This is a genomic window from Salinivibrio sp. SS3, assembly GCF_001722105.1.
Lineage (GTDB): Bacteria > Pseudomonadota > Gammaproteobacteria > Enterobacterales > Vibrionaceae > Salinivibrio > Salinivibrio kushneri.
Map to the genome: position 1 here is coordinate 113,493 of NZ_MEBQ01000007.1, position 16,782 is coordinate 130,274.

Genomic DNA, 16,782 nt, shown 5'->3' on the forward strand with positions numbered 1-16,782 from the left:
TGAGCGCTAGCTCTCTTTTCCCTCTTCGGGCAAGGTGACGTTCAGCTCCAAGACGGACAGATCATCATCGCCTTGTTCGAGGCTGACAGACACCTGGTCCGGTGCGATATCCACGTATTTTCGGATCACATCTAGAATATCTTGCTTGAGCTGGGGCAAATAAGTCGGCGCAGGGCTATCCGCACTGCGACGCTCGGCAACAATGATTTGTAAACGCTCTTTGGCAATATTGGCCGACTTTTTCTTTGATGGGCGGAAGAATTCAAGCAGTGCCACATTAGCCTCCGAATAAGCGTTTTAGGAAACCTTTGCGCTCTTCCTCAATAAAGCGGAAGGGGCGCTCTTCACCCAGCAGGCGCGCAATAGCATCTTCATAGGCTTGGCCGGCATCAGACTCTTGATCCAGTACCACTGGCTCACCTTTGTTAGAAGCGTGCAATACAGACTGACTTTCAGGGATGACCCCTAACAGTGGAATACGCAGGATATCTTCTACATCCTCAACACTGAGCATTTCACCGTTGGTCACACGCGCGGGGTTATAGCGAGTGAGTAATAAGTGATGTTTTACCGGATCCTCGCCGTTTTCTGCGCGGCGTGACTTAGAATCGAGAATACCAAGAATACGATCAGAGTCGCGCACGGATGACACTTCTGGATTGGTGGTCACAATCGCTTCGTCAGCAAAATACAGCGCCATTAATGCGCCGGCTTCAATGCCTGCGGGTGAATCACAAATAATGTATTCAAAGCCAAGTTCATCCATGTCTTTTAAAACGCGCTCGACACCTTCTTTCGTTAACGCATCTTTGTCGCGTGTCTGAGAGGCGGGCAGAATAAACAAATTTTCTACGCGTTTGTCTTTAATGAGTGCTTGATGCAGATTGGCTTCGCCGTTAATGACGTTAACAAAATCGTAGACCACGCGGCGCTCACAGCCCATCACCAAATCGAGGTTACGTAGGCCAATATCAAAATCAACCACGGCGGTTTTTTTGCCTGTCATGGCCAACCCGGTCGCCAATGCCGCGCTCGATGTTGTTTTACCAACACCGCCTTTACCGGAGGTAATTACAATGATTCGTGCCATTCCTCTTCCTTATTCTCTTATAGCGTGAGGGGGTCAATGTGTAAGCTTTCTTGATTAAGCGAGACCATAGAAGGCCGCTCTATATGTTCTGATGGAATTTTATCACTGAGCCAATAGCTTCCTGCTACCGACAATAATTCTGACTGAAGGTTCTGACAATAAATACGCGCTTGTTTTTGTCCACTTGCACCGGCAATGGCTCGGCCACGCAAAACGCCATAGATATGAATACTGCCATCGGCAATCACTTCCGCGCCGGCACTAACATGATTGAGGATCACCAAGTCGGCGTTTTTTGCATAGATTTGCTGACCTGAACGCACAGGGGCGGTGACCACTTTTGCAGGCGGCTGAATCGGATCGGCAACACGGGATTGCTTGCTCGACTTGAGCACGGCTAATTGCGCATCCAGCGCAAGCTCACGTGTATCATTGTGGGTGACGCCGGTCAGCCCAACGAGAATCATGCCTGTGGCTTGTAAGCACTGCTTTAAGGCACCGATATCAGGGCATTGTGATAGACGGCTAATGTCAGCGACAACAGGAGCGCCTTGAAAAAAGGCCGGTGCTTGGGTGACTTTCTCTGTCAAAACATTGGCAGCGGCAGCAAAATTATCGTCAACGAGGTGGAGGACGGAAAGGGTAAAGGTTGAGCCTTTCAACTCCGGTTGTTTGAGCATGTTATTCGATCCCGGTTTTGTCATTTAAACACGAGTCAGACGCGCATTATCAGACGTTGGATAGCATGGTATATTCACAGCGCCAATGCGGCAAGCAGGGTTTGCCGTTGATGCGGCATTTCTCCCTTTAATGGTGTTTTTTTAACATTTGAATGAGAAATGGCAGCAGAAACGTGTTTTGACACACTTTGCTGCAAAGCTTAACAAACCTTTACCCCAAGATGACAATCTATCGCCTGTAATATGGCACGCTCATGAGGACTTTTGAGATGTATTGCGCAATTTATCGTAGTAAAAAGAAAGAAGGCACCTATCTTTATCTTGCAGAGAAAGATAAATTTGATGATGTGCCCGAGGCACTCATGAATAGCTTTGGGCAGCCCGAATTTGCCATGATGATCAACTTAGACAAGCGCGATAAACTGGCAGCAGTTGACATCAATAAGGTTAAACAAAGCCTGCAAAGTGATGGCTTTTTTGTGCAATTGCCTCCGCCACCTGACGCGGCATTGCAGGCCATTCGTAATAAAAACGAAAAACTGTAAAAAGGATGACTATGCGCAAAGGTATGATTTCAGCCTCTATCGCGGCGGCACTCTTGGTGAGCCCTGTGATGGCCAAGCCCGGATTCGAGCAGTATGTGACCACCTTAAAAGCCGAAGCACGTGAGGCGGGCATCAGTGATGCGTTACTTGAGCGTGCCTTTAAGGACGTTGAATACCATGAGCGTGCAGTCAGCTCCGATCGAAATCAACCTGAGCGACGTCTCACGCTGGATGAGTATATTCCGCGTGCTGTGCCTGATTGGAAAGTCGCTCAAGCGAAACAACTGTATCGTGAACATTATGACACCTTGGAAGCCATTGGTGAGCAGTACCAGGTTCAGCCGCGTTTTATTGTGGCTTTATGGGGTGTAGAAAGTAATTTTGGCAAACTTCAGGGTAGTTATAATGTCATTGAAGCCTTATCAACATTAGCCTTTGATGGCCGTCGTGAGGCTTTTTTTCGCAAAGAGACCATGGCCGCACTGACGATATTAGAGCAAGGGCACATTGCGCCTGAAGCGATGAAAGGCTCTTGGGCTGGGGCGATGGGTCAATGCCAGTTCATGCCGAGTTCGTTTATTAACTATGCGGTCGATGGAAACCAAGATGGCAAAAAAGATATTTGGCAAACGGAAGCTGATGTCTTTGCGTCTGCTGCAAATTACTTAAAAAAAGCGGGATGGGATGATACCTACACGTGGGGACGGCAGGTCCAGATCCCTGAAGGCATCGATCGTACTTTGCTTGGCACCAACAGTGAGAAAGCACACTCATTGAGTGAGTGGCAGACGCGTGGGGTACGGCGAATGAATGGTCAGGCGTTACCGGCCGTCGATATCAACGCTTGGTTGATTCAGCCTGATGATGGTAAAGGCAGGGCTTATCTTGTTTATAATAACTACCAGAGCTTATTGAAATGGAATCGCTCGCACTACTTTGCGTTAGCGGTGAGCCATTTGGCGGACAGAATTAAATTTGGTTAAGGGATAAAAAAAAGAGGCTGAGCGCCTCTTTTTTTATGCGGGAATATGGACTTAGGCTTCCTGACCTGGGATGAGGAAGTCTTCCTGCTTGGCCGCGCCGCTTTCAATCGCTTCGCGAATCACTTTAGGCATACGGCCTTGGCCCGTCCAGGTTTTTTGTGAGCCATCTTCGCCCGTATATTGATATTTTGCTGGACGTGTCGCGCGTTTACCCGATGCTTTACTCTTCGAAGCACCACCTAACAATGCCACGATTTCTTCTGGGCCAATACCGTCGGCTTCTAACATAGCACGGTATTTTTCTAACTTCTCTAAACGTTCTTTTTCTTTTGCCTCGGCTTGACGGTCAAGCTCTTTACGCTCTTCAACAACCGTTTGAAGTTTTTCTAATGCTTCATTAAGTTGTTCGGTTGACATTTCTTTGGCAAGTGCGCGCAAGCTACGCAAATTGAGTAAGGCTTTCATTGCATCAGACATTATTGGTTCCTATTTGATTTATATGTTAATTGAAAGAATGATAGCAGTATAATTGAAATATACAATATGGCCTATATTAATACGTCATATTGCGCATTAATTGCAAGTTAACTGCAAATTTGACTTTAATTCTATTGTCTTTTTGAAGCGAATGTCTAAAAAAATAGAAGATGAGACGTATTTTATTGGCATCGCGTAAGCTGGGATTTAATCGATGCTTTTTCAACCATAAAGAGTTGCGATGGTAAGCACGTTGTGTAGAATGCACCACGCTTAACGTAGAGGTGCGTTGTTTATCAGTCGTGCGCAAGAGGGTGATTCCGATGAGAGTGCACAAAAGGAAGCAACGCCGAAGCCAATCAGGTCATCACACCGATTGAGCTGGGGCTGTTACCGAATAGGGGCAGCACTGCCATAGTACTTGGAAATACACTATGGAGCGCTACTGTATGTAGGAGGCAAGCTGTTTGCCGTGTGATACCACGCCTTACCGTCTTCATTTCTGCAGTAGATCTCCAACCACTTGGTTGACACTGAGATCATGAACTTAACAGATTTTTCTTCATCCGCTTTATCACTGCTTCCCCCTTTATTGGCTCTGGGCCTCGCGATTGCTACACGACGGGTTTTATTGTCCTTGGGTATGGGAATCGTACTGGGTACGGTATTACTGACCGATTTTTCTATCCTCTCTTCCGGACAGTACCTGCTTGAGGTGATTACTGGGCTATTTATCGCTGATGGAGGCTTAAATAGTTGGAACTTAAGTATTCTCGCGTTTCTTATTTTACTCGGGATGATCACCGCGCTTCTGTCTCTTTCTGGAGGCACCCGCGCGTTTGCCAATTGGGCGCAAAGCCGGATCAAGAGTAAACGTGGCGCGAAACTACTGGCTGCTTTTCTTGGCGTATTTATTTTTGTCGATGATTATTTCAATAGTTTGGCGGTAGGGGCCGTTTCTCGTCCTGTGACGGATCGCTTCCACGTTTCTCGAGCGAAACTGGCTTACATTCTTGATTCCACGGCCGCCCCTATGTGTGTGATCACGCCGGCATCAAGCTGGGGGGCTTATATCATTACCGTGATTGGCTCTATTTTGGTGGCACATGGCGTCACGGATTACACGGCGCTAGGGGCATTTGTCACCATGATCCCAATGAACTTTTATGCCATTTTTGCCTTGCTGTTAGTGTTTGCGGTGGTTTGGTTTCAACTGGATATTGGCCCGATGCGTCAGTTTGAATATCAGGCGAAAAAAGGCAGCCGACTGGGCGATGAAAGTGAAAACTGCGCTGATATTTGCGACGACCTCGGGATTGAGGAAAGTGATAAAGGCAGCGTGGCTGATTTGGTCGCCCCCATTATTGTACTCGTCGTGGCGACGGTGGGTGCAATGTTATATACCGGCGGGTTGGCATTGGCAGCCGAAGATCAATCCTTTTCTCTGCTCGGGGCGTTTGAAAATACCGATGTCGGGATGTCATTGCTATGGGGGGGACTGGCGGGTTTAGCCGTATCCTTGGTGATGACAGCGAAACAAGGTATAGCGGTATCAGATATTGCGAAAACCCTTTGGGTGGGCGCAAAGTCTATGTTTGGCGCTATCCTCATTCTGTTATTTGCTTGGTCGATTGGTCATATTATTGGCGACCTACAAACAGGTCAATATTTGTCGTCCTTAGTGGAGGGGAACTTACCGGCGCAACTCTTGCCTGTAGTGCTCTTCTTGTTGGCGGCAGTGATGGCCTTTGCCACAGGGACGTCGTGGGGGACGTTCGGTATTATGCTTCCTATCGCGGGCGATCTTGCCGCGGCGACAGACATTGCACTGATGCTACCTATGCTCTCAGCAGTATTGGCAGGGGCGGTATTTGGCGATCATTGCTCACCGATTTCTGATACCACTATCTTGTCTTCAACAGGAGCACGATGTGGACATATTGACCACGTCGCGACTCAGCTCCCTTATGCCATTGGTGGGGCGATTGTCTCAACCGTCGGCTTCGTGGTGTTAGGCTTTACCGCGTCACTTCTCTGGTCATTGGTGGCGACCGTGTTTGCGTTCGTTGCACTATGTGCTGGTTTAATGTGGCTTAAAAAGCGACCGTGTAAATTGGTCGGTTAATTATCTAGCCCCGTCTTGGCGGGGCTTTTCTTTTTCTGCTAGTGCGGTAGCATGCCTGTTTATTTAATCCAGCTCGCCCACAATGGGCATTACGTGTAGAGACAGTTATGGCTCAGTTATACTTTTATTATTCGGCAATGAACGCGGGTAAGTCGACCACCTTGTTACAATCGGCCTTTAACTACCAAGAGCGCGGTATGCAGCCTCTACTTTTTACCGCCGCGATTGATAACCGCTATGGGGTTGGAAAAATCAGTTCGCGAATTGGCTTAGAAGCTGATGCCCACCTGTATGATAATCAAACGTCGCTGTTCGAGCACGTCGCGACCATCTTGGCGCAAGAGAAAGTTGACTGTTTATTGATTGATGAGAGCCAATTTTTAACCAAACAGCAAGTGCTCGAGCTGACTGATGTGGTGGATAAGCTGCGGATCCCCGTATTGTGCTACGGATTAAGAACAGATTTTCGCGGTGAGCTGTTTGAAGGGTCACAATACTTGCTGGCGTGGGCCGATAAGCTCGTTGAACTGAAAACCGTGTGTCATTGTGGGCGTAAAGCGAGTCGAGTCATTCGCCAAGATAGCGAAGGCAATGCCATTGCCGATGGTGATCAGGTGGTGATTGGAGGCAATGAACGGTATGTCTCTGTGTGTCGCCGACATTACAAACAGATGCTCGGCTTACTCTAGACAGGATTGAGTGCGGTAAAGAACAACAAAGGCGAGCCGTAAGCTCGCCTTTTCTATTTGGCCGACCGGATTCAGCGCTATTTCGCCGCTTCTTGATCGACTGGCACAATTTCACTGGCATGGTAGCCTTTGGGTCCTTCCTGAACCTCATAGTTGACGGTTTGTCCCGCCTTTAATGTCTTATATCCGTCCATCTGGATGGTAGAGTAGTGGGCAAACACATCGCCTTCCCCTTCTACCGGACAAATAAAGCCAAATCCTTTTGCATTGTTAAACCATTTTACTGTACCAGTTTCCATGCGACACATCCTTCTTGCATCAAACTTTGCATACCTGTGATAAACGCGTTCATTTCACCTCGTCAATTTGACCAGCGCGGTACTGTCGCACCCTCGCCCATGCCAATAAACAGAAGTGATATGGTGAGTTTATCGACCACATGTTTCACTTTAGTAGATACTTTTAGGCAGTCAAGTGTGGGGTATAACTTATAACAGTAATGTAATATCAAATCGAAAAAGTGTGAGGAAGTGGCAATTATTCATTCAGAAACAGACATCTTAGTTGCATAGTTTTTTAGGGTTTTCTCCGGATGTTTTCGCTATTAAAAAAGTGTGATTGCAGTGATAGATACGCGATAACAGGCCGTAACTATTACTTTTTATTCTAATAACTGGCTCTTTTCCCCCTTAAGTGTATGGATTAGTGTGAGCGCTATTGGCATGATTCACGCAATCTGCCTGCTTAAAAATGAAAATGAAGTGAATATTCTCGAGTCGAGAGAGGTGTATGTCTATGCTCACCTATCACGCTTGATGCGATCCGCTAACCGGCTTGTCGTTAGTCGGCATGCCTTAATTTTTATGCATTCTAGTGCAGGCACGAATGGTAGGTTTTTGTCGTATTCAGTGAACGAAATTCTGCGCGAGAGACTAGTGTGTAATACGGTGATTAACAATTGCTCAGGCAAACGATGTTCGCAATGAAAAGGTTGCTGGAATACAATCTGTGGCTTAACTTTAAGTATAGGTGGACGGGAAACGTGGATGGCAGTAGTGCCCCGCCACATCTCTTACCGAGACACCCTAACAATGCATTGAATGAGTTATGAGTAATTGGAACCAGTGGGGTTTGCCTGACGCGGAGGCCGAAGCGTCAGAAAAAACAAAGTTGCAACCACCATCAATGTACAAGGTGGTGCTAAATAATGATGACTACACTCCGATGGAGTTTGTGATCGATGTGCTCCAGACGTTTTTTGCCATGGATGTGGACAAAGCGACGCAAGTCATGCTGACGGTGCACTATGAAGGAAAAGCGGTCTGTGGCGTATTTACCGCCGAGGTTGCTGAAACGAAAGTGGCACAGGTAATGATGTATGCCAAAGAGCATGGCCATCCGCTACTGTGCACGATGGAGAAAGCTTAGCCGGCTCCATCACGCTTTAGCGCGGTTTTTGAGGGAGGTGCCTTTATGCTTAACAAAGAACTTGAAGCCAGTTTGAATGGCGCGTTTGCACGAGCGCGTGAAAAACGCCACGAATTCATGACGGTGGAGCACCTGCTTCTCGCGTTGATCGATAATGCGGCCGCGCACGATGCGCTGGTCGCGTGCCGTGCAGATTTGGAGGCGCTGCGCAAAGAACTTGATGCGTTTATTGAGCAAACCACACCGCTAATCCCTGCGGACGATGAGTCGCGAGAGACGCAGCCAACGCTGAGTTTCCAGCGCGTACTCCAACGAGCTGTTTTTCATGTGCAGTCATCCGGTCGTAGCGAAGTAAGCGGTGCGAACGTGTTGGTGGCGATCTTCAGCGAACAAGAATCCCACGCCGCTTATCTGCTTAAAAAGAACGACGTGAGTCGCCTTGACGTGGTCAACTATATCTCTCATGGCACCACGAAAGATGAAGGCGACGATCTACCCAGTAGTGACATGGGGGCTGATGAGGCCGGTGCGGAGCCGGGTGAAGATCGTTTGGAGAACTTCGCAACCAACCTCAATCAGCTCGCACGTGTTGGCGGTATTGATCCACTAATCGGTCGTGATAAAGAGCTCGAACGCACCATCCAGGTATTGTGTCGCCGTCGCAAGAATAACCCCCTGTTGGTTGGCGAAGCCGGGGTCGGTAAAACAGCGATTGCGGAAGGGCTCGCGTGGCGCATTGTTGAAGGGCAAGTGCCAGATGTGATCAAAGATTGCGTGATTTATTCGCTCGATATTGGCTCTTTGCTCGCGGGCACCAAATACCGTGGCGACTTTGAAAAGCGCTTTAAATCGATCTTAAAGCAACTCGAAAAAGAGGATCACGCGGTACTCTTTATCGATGAGATCCACACCATCATTGGCGCTGGTGCCGCGAGTGGTGGCCAGGTCGATGCCGCAAACTTGATTAAGCCGCTATTGAGTAGCGGAAAGTTACGCTGTATCGGCTCGACGACCTACCAAGAGTATGGTTCTATCTTCGAAAAAGAGCGGGCACTGGCGCGCCGTTTTCAGAAAATCGATGTGATTGAGCCCTCTATTGATGACACCACCAAGATTTTGATGGGTCTGAAGCCGAAATATGAGGCTCACCACGAAGTGCGTTACACCAACAAGGCGATTCGTGCCGCGGTCGAGCTGTCGGCAAAATACATTAATGAGCGTCACTTACCCGACAAAGCCATCGATGTGATCGATGAGGCGGGGGCGCGGTGCCGGATGGCGCCAGCCAGCAAACGCAAGAAGACGGTCAATGTCCCTGATGTTGAGAGTATGATTGCGAAAATGGCCCGTATTCCCGAGAAGTCGCTCTCGTCGTCCGATAAAGACGTGCTGCAATCACTGGATGACAAGCTCAAAATGCTGGTGTTTGGTCAAGATACTGCCATCACGGCACTGTCTGAAGCGATCAAGCTGAGCCGCGCAGGCTTGGGCGATGAGAACAAACCGGTCGGCTCGTTCTTGTTTGCCGGGCCTACCGGGGTTGGTAAAACCGAAGTCACGGTACAATTGGCTCGCGCCATGGGCATTGAGCTGCAGCGCTTTGATATGTCGGAGTACATGGAGCGTCACACAGTGAGCCGCTTGATTGGCGCGCCCCCAGGCTATGTGGGGTACGATCAGGGTGGGTTGCTGACTGATGCGGTGATCAAGCACCCATACAGTGTGGTGCTGCTTGATGAAATCGAGAAAGCGCATCCAGATGTGTTTAACTTGCTCTTGCAAGTAATGGACAATGGCACTTTGACTGACAATAACGGGCGCAAAGCCGATTTCCGCAATGTCATCTTGGTGATGACCACCAACGCCGGCGTAGCCGAGACGGTGCGTAAGTCTATTGGCTTGATTCAGCAAGATCACAGTCATGATGCGATGTCGGAAATTAAGAAGGTGTTCTCGCCAGAGTTCCGTAACCGCTTGGACAACATCATTTGGTTTAACCACTTGGATGAACAGGTTATCTTGCAAGTGGTAGATAAGTTCATTGTTGAGCTACAAGCCCAACTGGACGCTAAAGGAGTGTCGCTTGAGGTGACGTCGGAGGCTAAGCGCTGGCTAGCGGAAGAAGGCTATGACAAGGCAATGGGCGCACGGCCGATGGGACGTGTTATCCAAGATAACTTGAAAAAGCCACTGGCTAACGAGCTGCTGTTTGGCTGTCTGGTTAACGGGGGGACAGTTCGTGTGGTATTGAAAGATAACCGATTGGACTTCCAATTCAGTGATCAAATGGAACCGGCTTAATCGGTTCGAGAAAAAGCAAAACCCGGCATCGCTGCCGGGTTTTTTGATCGCGTTCGGAGGATTAACGCGAACGGAAAACGATGCGACCTTTGGACAAATCGTAAGGGGTCATTTCAACCGTGACTTTGTCGCCGGTCAGGATGCGGATGTAGTGCTTACGCATCTTGCCTGAAATGTGGGCAGTCACCACGTGACCGTTTTCTAGTTCTACGCGGAACATAGTATTAGGCAACGTATCGAGTACGGTGCCTTGCATTTCAATTACGTCTTCTTTTGCCATTGAATCCTCTTAGGCCTCTTCTGGTAGCCAATTTTTTGACCGACAGATAATGCCTCTATTCTGAAAGTCTGTAAAGTTCGGGTGCGAATTTTACCCTGTTGGGGCGCTCCTTGCTAGAAAAAATAGCCACTATTGTGGAATAACCGGCCAGGTAAACGCCCGCCACTGCTGGTTGATAAAGCGTTGATGTGGATAATAGTCTGCTTTGTAGCGCATTGCTGAGCAGGCATCGATTTGATAGCCCAAATAGAGCCAAGGTAATTCGAGTGAGTTCGCCAGTTGTAGTTGTGCTTGAATACTGACGCGTCCGAGTGAGAAGCGGTGCTCTGGCTCGAAAAACGTATAAAGTGCACTTAATCCGTCGTCGACGACATCGGTTACAGCGATGGCAACCAGCGTGAGTTGGTGATGATCGCGTTGATACAAATGGATAAAGCGCGGGGATAACCAGTCACTACCGATAAAGTCGAGAAACGCTTGGCGCTTGGCAGGATACATATTGCCATCGGCATGGCGAGCGGCGATGTACCGTTGAAAGAGCGCAAACCAGTTAGCATCAAGCTGATCACTCACTTTAACCTCCAAGCGATTGAGCTGGCTGCGATGACGCTTTTGGCTTTTTGAGGGTTGATATTGGTTCACATCAATCCGAATCGCTTGGCAAGCCTGACATTGTGGGCAGTGCGGCCGGTAAATAAGGTTGCCACTACGACGAAAGCCAGCCGCTAATAGCGCGGCATATTTCTCGGGCGTGTGGTAATCCGCCGACATTACCACCGCCAGTTGCTCTTGCTGATCAGGTAAGTATTGGCAAGATGCTGCAGGCGTGACGCCAACTTGGATTCCCACACTCATTATGCTCTCCAATCTGCGATCTGCTGCGGTTGGCTGCTCTGGATAATGGGCTGGTCACGGTGTGCTTGCAACGCGGTGATAAACGCGTCTCGGGTCCAAGGTCTGGCACCCAAAGAGGCTAAATGTGGCGTCATCATTTGGCAGTCAATATAACGGCCACCCTGCTGCGCAAAATATTGACTGAATTGCCAAAGTGCAAATTTAGAGGCATTGGTGGCTTTGGAAAACATGGATTCACCACAGAATACGCGGCCCACGCAGACACCGTAAAGCCCGCCGACAAGCTGTGCGCCGTCCCATACCTCGACACTGTGAGCATCCCCTTGCTGATGAAGCTGGCAGTAGGCAACTTGCATCTCATCGGTAATCCAGGTCTGCTCAGGCCCGCGAATGGCCGCACAGGTAGCAATCACCGTCTCGAATGCGCGATTGAGCGTGATGGTATACGCAGACTTTTTGGCGGCTTTACGCAAACTGCGACTGGCATGAAAATCAGCGGGCTGAATCACAGCCCGTTCACTTGGTGACCACCACAATAAAGGATCATCTTCGCCAAACCAGGGGAAAATACCACTGCGATAAGCCGACATTAGCCGCGCAGGTGATAGATCTCCCCCAATGGCGAGCAAGCCATCGGGGTGAGAGAGCGCTTCGCTCACGGGCGGAAAGCGAAAGTCATCTTGCGCTAAAGGCGGTAAAAAAAGGGTCATATCACACGCTCTCGTTACAAGCGGTTCATGAGTTGCGCATAGCGACCGTTACGTGCCAGCAAGTCTTGATGTGTGCCTTGCTCAATAATGCGGCCAGCATCCATTAAACACACAGTGTCCATATGTGCCAAACCAACCAATCGATGGGTAATGATCACCACGGTTTTATCCTGACAATGGTCTTGCAGTAAGGATAGGATCTCCGCCTCGGTTTGCACATCTAGGCCTTCGGTTGGCTCATCAAGTAACATAATCGGCGCAGGGTGCAAGAGGCCACGAGCAATCCCCAAGCGGCGGCGCTCGCCGCCTGAAAGCTGTCGTCCGCCATCGCCCAGCCATGCATCGAGTCCTTGGCCCTCTAACAGTCCATCCAAGCCAACGCGCTGCAAGACAGTGGCGAGGGCATCGTCTGATGCCTCTGGGCAAGCCAGGATGAGGTTGTCGCGCAGTGTGCCGTTGAACAGATCAACACTTTGCGTCACCACAGACATGGCGTCACGCAGTGCGGTTTCTTGCCATTGCGTGAGCGGCACCTCATCAAGGGTGATTTGACCTTGCGTGGGATCCCACGCCCGGGTAAGCAAGCTCAATAAGGTTGATTTGCCACATCCCGTTCTTCCTAACAGGGCGAGTGTTTGCCCTGGTGTGATGCGAAGAGAGATGTTTGAAAGCGCGTCTTGTGCTGCGCCCGGGTATTGGTAACTGACATTATCAAAGCTAATATCGCCGACAGCGGGGCCAGTATGTCCTTGTGAGGGGAAGGGGACACTGGGCGCGCGCTCCGTGATCGCATTCAGTCGTTTCGCGGCGGTAAGCGTTTTGCCGAGGTATTGGAAGGCGGCAGTGATCGGCATCATCAACTCAAAACTGGCCATGGTCGTAAAGGCCACCATAGCAATCAGGGGGCCAGGTCTATGATCACCGACACCATCTGCCGCCAGCCAAATCATCGCCACCAGTGTTAGCCCTGTGGCCGCGACGAGCACAGCATTGGCTAATCCGGTGATGCGCGCCATATTGGCTTGTGCGTGCAGCATGGCTTGCTCGCTGTCATCGATGCGGGCGCGATAGCGGTCACGTGCGCCAAATAAAGCCAGCTCGGCGTGGCCTTGTAACCAATCAAGCAGTGCGATTCGCGTGGCTGCATTTTGTTCCAACTGTGTACGGCCTTGATCATTACCCAAGCGATAAAAAAGGATCGGCAGCCCAATCAGTAACCCGAGCAAGATCAGTCCAAGCGCCATGCCAAGCATTGGGTCAAACCAACCCAGGAAGAAACTTACCGCCAGGATGCCCACGATACCAACCACCATCGGGCTGACTAGGCGCAGATAAACGTGGTCCATGGCATCGACATCGGCGACCATGCGATTAAGTAAGTCGCCATCACGCATATTCAGCCCTTGACCAGGGACTAATGGGGCGAGTTTACGAAAAAATGATACGCGTAAATCGGCCAATAGTTTGAAGGTGGCATTGTGGCTGACCACACGTTCAGCCCAACGGCCGAAGGTACGACCAATGGAAAAGCCACGCACACCGGCGGCGGGCAGCATGTAATTAAAGGTGGCAAGGCTCGCCAGGCCGGCGACAGCCGCAGCGGCAATAAACCAACCGGAGAGGGTGAGTAGGCCAATGGCGGCAAACAAGGTAGCAAACGCCAGCACCATACCTAGACTCAAACCGAACCAGTGGCGCTTATAGAGGCGGAGATAGGGCAGTAGTTCACGCATCGAGATTTCTCCTATCGGCGGAAGCCAGCATCTCAGCCAGCGGGCCGGTTTCAGCGAGAGTATGATAGAGGCCTTGTTGTACTAACTTTCCGTCCATCATCACCCAGACTTGGTCACTGTGGGTGAGCGAGTCTAAACGGTGCGACACCTGGACACAGGTTTTGGCTTGGGTTGCCGCACTCAAAGTTTCTAGCACGCGGTTTTCGCTATGTGCGTCTAGGCTTGCGGTTGGCTCATCCAGTACCCAGAGCGCACCATCTTGTAATAGCGCTCGCGCGACCGCAATACGCTGTGCTTGACCCACTGATAACCCGCCATTTCGGTCACCGACAGGATGCGCCAAGCCATCGGTCAGCCGCATCACGAACTCATCCACGTACGCTTGGGTCATCACTTGGTTGATGGTCTCAGGCGTTGCCTCAGGGTTAGCGAGGGCAATATTGTCGCGAATACTGCCATGGAACAGCTGTGGGTTTTGCCCGACCCAGCTTATCGACTGACGCCAATGCGTTAAATCAAGTTCACTGCGTTCATAGCCATTAATGGTGAGGCTACCACGGTAGGGCAGAAAACCAAGCAGAGCGTTAAGAAGGCTAGATTTGCCCGCGCCACTGACGCCAACAAGCGCAATCTGTTCACCGGGTTGGATAGAAAAGCACATTGGCCCTGCCAATACGTGACCGTCGGGACTGAGTACCTCCAGGTCGTGCGCGATGATAGTGACGGTGGATAAATCAGGCGTGGCTTCACCTTGGGTGCCGGTATCTGGCTGGGCATCGAGAAATTCCACGATCGACTCGGCCGCCCCAATTGCTTGTGCCTTGGCGTGATAAAAGGTGCCGAGATCGCGCAATGGCTGATAAAACTCGGGAGCCAGCACTAACACGAATAAACCGGTAAACAGCGAAATAGAGGCACCATAGTGACCAAAATCAAGCTCACCAATAAAGCTAAACCCAAAATAGACGGCGACAACGGCAATGGAAATGGCGGTGAAAAATTCCAGCACGGCCGATGATAAAAAGGCCAGGCGTAGCACTTCCATTGTTCGTTGGCGAAATGTGTGTGATGCGAGATGAAGCTGCTCGGCCTCCGCCTCAACGCGATTAAACAGCTTGAGAGTGGGCAGTCCACGTAAGCGGTCGTAGAAGTAACCGGATAAACGTTGCAGTGCCTTAAAGTTTTTCCGGTTGGCATCAGCGGCTTTAATGCCAACTAAGGCCATGAAAAAGGGGACCAGCGGCGCGGTGACTAAAAAGATCACGCCCGACGCCCAATTGATTGGGAAAACGGCAACCAATATCACCAAGGGGATCAGCACGGCGATGGCCATTTGCGGCAAATAACGGGCAAAAAAGTCTTGTAACTCTTCTACTTGCTCTAAAATCAGGCTCGCCCAGCTACCTGCTGGGCGTCCTTGAATGCTCACCGGCCCCAACGCCTCGAGGCGATTCAGGATTAAATGACGAATATGTTGGCGAATCACTTCACCACAGCGGTAGCCCGTTTGCTCTTTGGCCCAGCTGCATGCTGCACGTGCTAATACGACGCCAGCTAACGCCAGAAAACTGGGGAGTAGGGTGAATTTATCCGTTTGTTCAATAATCAATTGGTGCAGCAGGTGGGCGAGAAGTGCTGCTTGGGCAATCAAAAGCACACCGGAGAGGAGTGCAATACTAATCGTCGCAACTAACCAGGGTTTGGCTAACGTGCTCTGCGACTTGAGCCATTGGGTTAGCGCCCGCTGTTTAGATTTATCCATATCGTCTTATTGTTTTATGAGAGCCTACAAATAGGCTGGGCAGGCCACCGAATGGCGGCCTGCATGAGAGCGTGGGCTTACTGATTATTCGCCAGAGCGTCGAGATAGCGCTCGGCATCTAATGCGGCCATACAGCCGGTGCCTGCAGAGGTTATCGCTTGGCGATAAACATGATCCATCACATCACCGGCAGCAAACACACCTTCAACGCTGGTTTGAGTGGCATTGCCATTGAGGCCCGACTCGACCTTGATGTAGCCATTTTCCATCTCTAATTGACCCGCAAAAATATCGGTATTAGGTTTATGGCCAATCGCAACAAACACACCCATCACATCCAGTGTTTCGGTTTCATCACTTTGGGTGTCTTTCAAGCGTGCTTGGGTCACACCCATTTCATCGCCTAGTACTTCATCTAGCACGCGATTAGTGTGTAGCACGATATTACCGTTCTTCACTTTATCCATCATGCGGTCAACGAGGATTTTCTCGGCACGGAAGGTGTCGCGACGATGAACAACATGCACTTCTGAGGCAATATTTGATAGGTACAAGGCCTCTTCGACCGCGGTGTTACCACCCCCGATCACCGCGACTTTTTGGTTGCGATAGAAAAACCCATCACAGGTGGCGCAGGCTGAGACGCCCCGCCCTTTAAACGCTTCTTCAGATGGAAGGCCAAGATATTGCGCAGAGGCACCGGTAGAGATAACCAATGCATCACAGCTGAACTCACCATTATCGCCTTTTAAGCGGAACGGACGAGCGGATAAGTCCACCTCATTAATGTGATCAAAGATAATCTCAGTCTCGAATTTTTCCGCATGAGCTTTCATACGATCCATCAAGGCCGGCCCTGTCAGTCCCTCAGGGTCGCCAGGCCAGTTTTCAACATCCGTGGTGGTGGTCAGCTGGCCACCTTGTTGCATTCCGGTCACCATCACGGGGTTTAAGTTAGCGCGCGCGGCGTAAACAGCGGCGGTATAGCCAGCCGGGCCTGAACCCAGGATCAACAGGTTCGCATGCTTAATGTTACTCATTCACGTCTCCGAGCAGGAAAAGAGGTTCGTTTTTTGAATGGACTGATTGTAGGTAAATTAGAAAGGTAAAGAAAGGGCACCGTG

The 16,782-nt window shown here is 50.1% G+C and carries 17 protein-coding genes and 1 riboswitch; of the genes, 6 read left to right on the forward strand and 11 right to left on the reverse strand.

Annotated elements, in window-relative coordinates:
* Positions 1 to 6: 6 nt before the first annotated feature.
* The 3 genes from minE to minC are packed head-to-tail and all read right to left on the reverse strand — an operon-like array spanning position 7 to position 1,770.
* Positions 7 to 276: a cell division topological specificity factor MinE gene (gene minE / locus BGL48_RS03900; RefSeq protein ID WP_046073536.1), complete on the reverse strand. Its 270-nt coding sequence runs from the start codon at positions 274 to 276 to the stop codon at positions 7 to 9.
* A gap of 1 nt (position 277) precedes the next feature.
* On the reverse strand, positions 278 to 1,090 hold the full coding sequence (gene minD / locus BGL48_RS03905) for a septum site-determining protein MinD (protein ID WP_069361429.1): 813 nt from the start codon (positions 1,088 to 1,090) through the stop codon (positions 278 to 280).
* A gap of 17 nt (positions 1,091 to 1,107) precedes the next feature.
* Positions 1,108 to 1,770: a septum site-determining protein MinC gene (minC, locus tag BGL48_RS03910; protein ID WP_069361430.1), complete on the reverse strand. Its 663-nt coding sequence runs from the start codon at positions 1,768 to 1,770 to the stop codon at positions 1,108 to 1,110.
* Between the two features lie 269 nt (positions 1,771 to 2,039).
* Between minC and BGL48_RS03915 the strand changes: the two genes are divergently transcribed.
* Together BGL48_RS03915 and BGL48_RS03920 are read left to right on the forward strand one after the other, a co-directional pair.
* Complete coding sequence (locus BGL48_RS03915) at positions 2,040 to 2,315, forward strand: YcgL domain-containing protein (RefSeq protein ID WP_069361431.1); 276 nt, start codon at positions 2,040 to 2,042, stop codon at positions 2,313 to 2,315.
* 11 nt (positions 2,316 to 2,326) lie between these two features.
* Positions 2,327 to 3,298, forward strand: a complete 972-nt coding sequence (locus BGL48_RS03920) for a lytic murein transglycosylase (RefSeq protein WP_069361432.1) — start codon at positions 2,327 to 2,329, stop codon at positions 3,296 to 3,298.
* Positions 3,299 to 3,349: 51 nt separating this feature from the next.
* Here BGL48_RS03920 and BGL48_RS03925 read toward each other — a convergent pair whose 3' ends face one another.
* On the reverse strand, positions 3,350 to 3,775 hold the full coding sequence (locus BGL48_RS03925) for an H-NS family nucleoid-associated regulatory protein (protein ID WP_069361433.1): 426 nt from the start codon (positions 3,773 to 3,775) through the stop codon (positions 3,350 to 3,352).
* A gap of 271 nt (positions 3,776 to 4,046) precedes the next feature.
* Positions 4,047 to 4,228, forward strand: a riboswitch (Lysine riboswitch).
* An 88-nt stretch (positions 4,229 to 4,316) separates the two neighbouring features.
* Between BGL48_RS03925 and BGL48_RS03930 the strand changes: the two genes are divergently transcribed.
* Together BGL48_RS03930 and BGL48_RS03935 are read left to right on the forward strand one after the other, a co-directional pair.
* Entirely contained in the window at positions 4,317 to 5,900 is a 1,584-nt protein-coding gene (locus BGL48_RS03930; protein WP_069361434.1) for a Na+/H+ antiporter NhaC family protein, read from the forward strand.
* A 107-nt stretch (positions 5,901 to 6,007) separates the two neighbouring features.
* On the forward strand, positions 6,008 to 6,589 hold the full coding sequence (locus BGL48_RS03935) for a thymidine kinase (RefSeq protein WP_046073529.1): 582 nt from the start codon (positions 6,008 to 6,010) through the stop codon (positions 6,587 to 6,589).
* A 77-nt stretch (positions 6,590 to 6,666) separates the two neighbouring features.
* On the opposite strand, the gene cspD is transcribed toward BGL48_RS03935, so the two are convergent.
* Positions 6,667 to 6,888: a cold shock domain-containing protein CspD gene (cspD, locus tag BGL48_RS03940; protein ID WP_046073528.1), complete on the reverse strand. Its 222-nt coding sequence runs from the start codon at positions 6,886 to 6,888 to the stop codon at positions 6,667 to 6,669.
* An 808-nt stretch (positions 6,889 to 7,696) separates the two neighbouring features.
* Between cspD and clpS the strand changes: the two genes are divergently transcribed.
* The gene (clpS, locus tag BGL48_RS03945; protein ID WP_069361435.1) at positions 7,697 to 8,017 is read left to right on the forward strand and encodes an ATP-dependent Clp protease adapter ClpS; all 321 of its coding nucleotides are present in this window, start codon (positions 7,697 to 7,699) and stop codon (positions 8,015 to 8,017) included.
* 45 nt (positions 8,018 to 8,062) lie between these two features.
* On the forward strand, positions 8,063 to 10,318 hold the full coding sequence (clpA, locus tag BGL48_RS03950) for an ATP-dependent Clp protease ATP-binding subunit ClpA (protein WP_069361436.1): 2,256 nt from the start codon (positions 8,063 to 8,065) through the stop codon (positions 10,316 to 10,318).
* Between the two features lie 61 nt (positions 10,319 to 10,379).
* Here clpA and infA read toward each other — a convergent pair whose 3' ends face one another.
* The 6 genes from infA to trxB all read right to left on the reverse strand — a co-directional run bounded on the left by infA (position 10,380) and on the right by trxB (position 16,698).
* Positions 10,380 to 10,598: a translation initiation factor IF-1 gene (gene infA / locus BGL48_RS03955; RefSeq protein ID WP_021022425.1), complete on the reverse strand. Its 219-nt coding sequence runs from the start codon at positions 10,596 to 10,598 to the stop codon at positions 10,380 to 10,382.
* A gap of 129 nt (positions 10,599 to 10,727) precedes the next feature.
* Complete coding sequence (locus tag BGL48_RS03960) at positions 10,728 to 11,453, reverse strand: arginyltransferase (protein WP_069361437.1); 726 nt, start codon at positions 11,451 to 11,453, stop codon at positions 10,728 to 10,730.
* The gene (aat, locus tag BGL48_RS03965) at positions 11,453 to 12,163 is read right to left on the reverse strand and encodes a leucyl/phenylalanyl-tRNA--protein transferase (protein ID WP_069361438.1); all 711 of its coding nucleotides are present in this window, start codon (positions 12,161 to 12,163) and stop codon (positions 11,453 to 11,455) included. Before aat ends, BGL48_RS03960 begins: the two co-directional genes overlap by 1 nt.
* A gap of 14 nt (positions 12,164 to 12,177) precedes the next feature.
* A complete protein-coding gene (gene cydC, locus BGL48_RS03970) occupies positions 12,178 to 13,896 on the reverse strand; it encodes a heme ABC transporter ATP-binding protein/permease CydC (protein WP_069361439.1) in 1,719 nt (572 codons plus the stop codon).
* Positions 13,889 to 15,658: a heme ABC transporter permease/ATP-binding protein CydD gene (gene cydD, locus BGL48_RS03975; protein WP_069361440.1), complete on the reverse strand. Its 1,770-nt coding sequence runs from the start codon at positions 15,656 to 15,658 to the stop codon at positions 13,889 to 13,891. Before cydD ends, cydC begins: the two co-directional genes overlap by 8 nt.
* A 77-nt stretch (positions 15,659 to 15,735) precedes the next feature.
* Entirely contained in the window at positions 15,736 to 16,698 is a 963-nt protein-coding gene (gene trxB, locus BGL48_RS03980; protein WP_069361441.1) for a thioredoxin-disulfide reductase, read from the reverse strand.
* Positions 16,699 to 16,782 lie beyond the last annotated feature (84 nt).

What these genes read in the sequence shown, in the direction of transcription:
- minD (WP_069361429.1), bottom strand. Translation starts at nt 1,090, where the DNA reads ATGGCACGAATCATTGTAATTACCTCCGGTAAAGGCGGTGTTGGTAAA.
- minC (WP_069361430.1), bottom strand. Translation starts at nt 1,770, where the DNA reads ATGCTCAAACAACCGGAGTTGAAAGGCTCAACCTTTACCCTTTCCGTC.
- BGL48_RS03915 (WP_069361431.1), top strand. Translation starts at nt 2,040, where the DNA reads ATGTATTGCGCAATTTATCGTAGTAAAAAGAAAGAAGGCACCTATCTT.
- BGL48_RS03920 (WP_069361432.1), top strand. Translation starts at nt 2,327, where the DNA reads ATGCGCAAAGGTATGATTTCAGCCTCTATCGCGGCGGCACTCTTGGTG.
- BGL48_RS03925 (WP_069361433.1), bottom strand. Translation starts at nt 3,775, where the DNA reads ATGTCTGATGCAATGAAAGCCTTACTCAATTTGCGTAGCTTGCGCGCA.
- BGL48_RS03930 (WP_069361434.1), top strand. Translation starts at nt 4,317, where the DNA reads ATGAACTTAACAGATTTTTCTTCATCCGCTTTATCACTGCTTCCCCCT.
- BGL48_RS03935 (WP_046073529.1), top strand. Translation starts at nt 6,008, where the DNA reads ATGGCTCAGTTATACTTTTATTATTCGGCAATGAACGCGGGTAAGTCG.
- cspD (WP_046073528.1), bottom strand. Translation starts at nt 6,888, where the DNA reads ATGGAAACTGGTACAGTAAAATGGTTTAACAATGCAAAAGGATTTGGC.
- clpS (WP_069361435.1), top strand. Translation starts at nt 7,697, where the DNA reads ATGAGTAATTGGAACCAGTGGGGTTTGCCTGACGCGGAGGCCGAAGCG.
- clpA (WP_069361436.1), top strand. Translation starts at nt 8,063, where the DNA reads ATGCTTAACAAAGAACTTGAAGCCAGTTTGAATGGCGCGTTTGCACGA.
- infA (WP_021022425.1), bottom strand. Translation starts at nt 10,598, where the DNA reads ATGGCAAAAGAAGACGTAATTGAAATGCAAGGCACCGTACTCGATACG.
- BGL48_RS03960 (WP_069361437.1), bottom strand. Translation starts at nt 11,453, where the DNA reads ATGAGTGTGGGAATCCAAGTTGGCGTCACGCCTGCAGCATCTTGCCAA.
- aat (WP_069361438.1), bottom strand. Translation starts at nt 12,163, where the DNA reads ATGACCCTTTTTTTACCGCCTTTAGCGCAAGATGACTTTCGCTTTCCG.
- cydC (WP_069361439.1), bottom strand. Translation starts at nt 13,896, where the DNA reads ATGCGTGAACTACTGCCCTATCTCCGCCTCTATAAGCGCCACTGGTTC.
- cydD (WP_069361440.1), bottom strand. Translation starts at nt 15,658, where the DNA reads ATGGATAAATCTAAACAGCGGGCGCTAACCCAATGGCTCAAGTCGCAG.
- trxB (WP_069361441.1), bottom strand. Translation starts at nt 16,698, where the DNA reads ATGAGTAACATTAAGCATGCGAACCTGTTGATCCTGGGTTCAGGCCCG.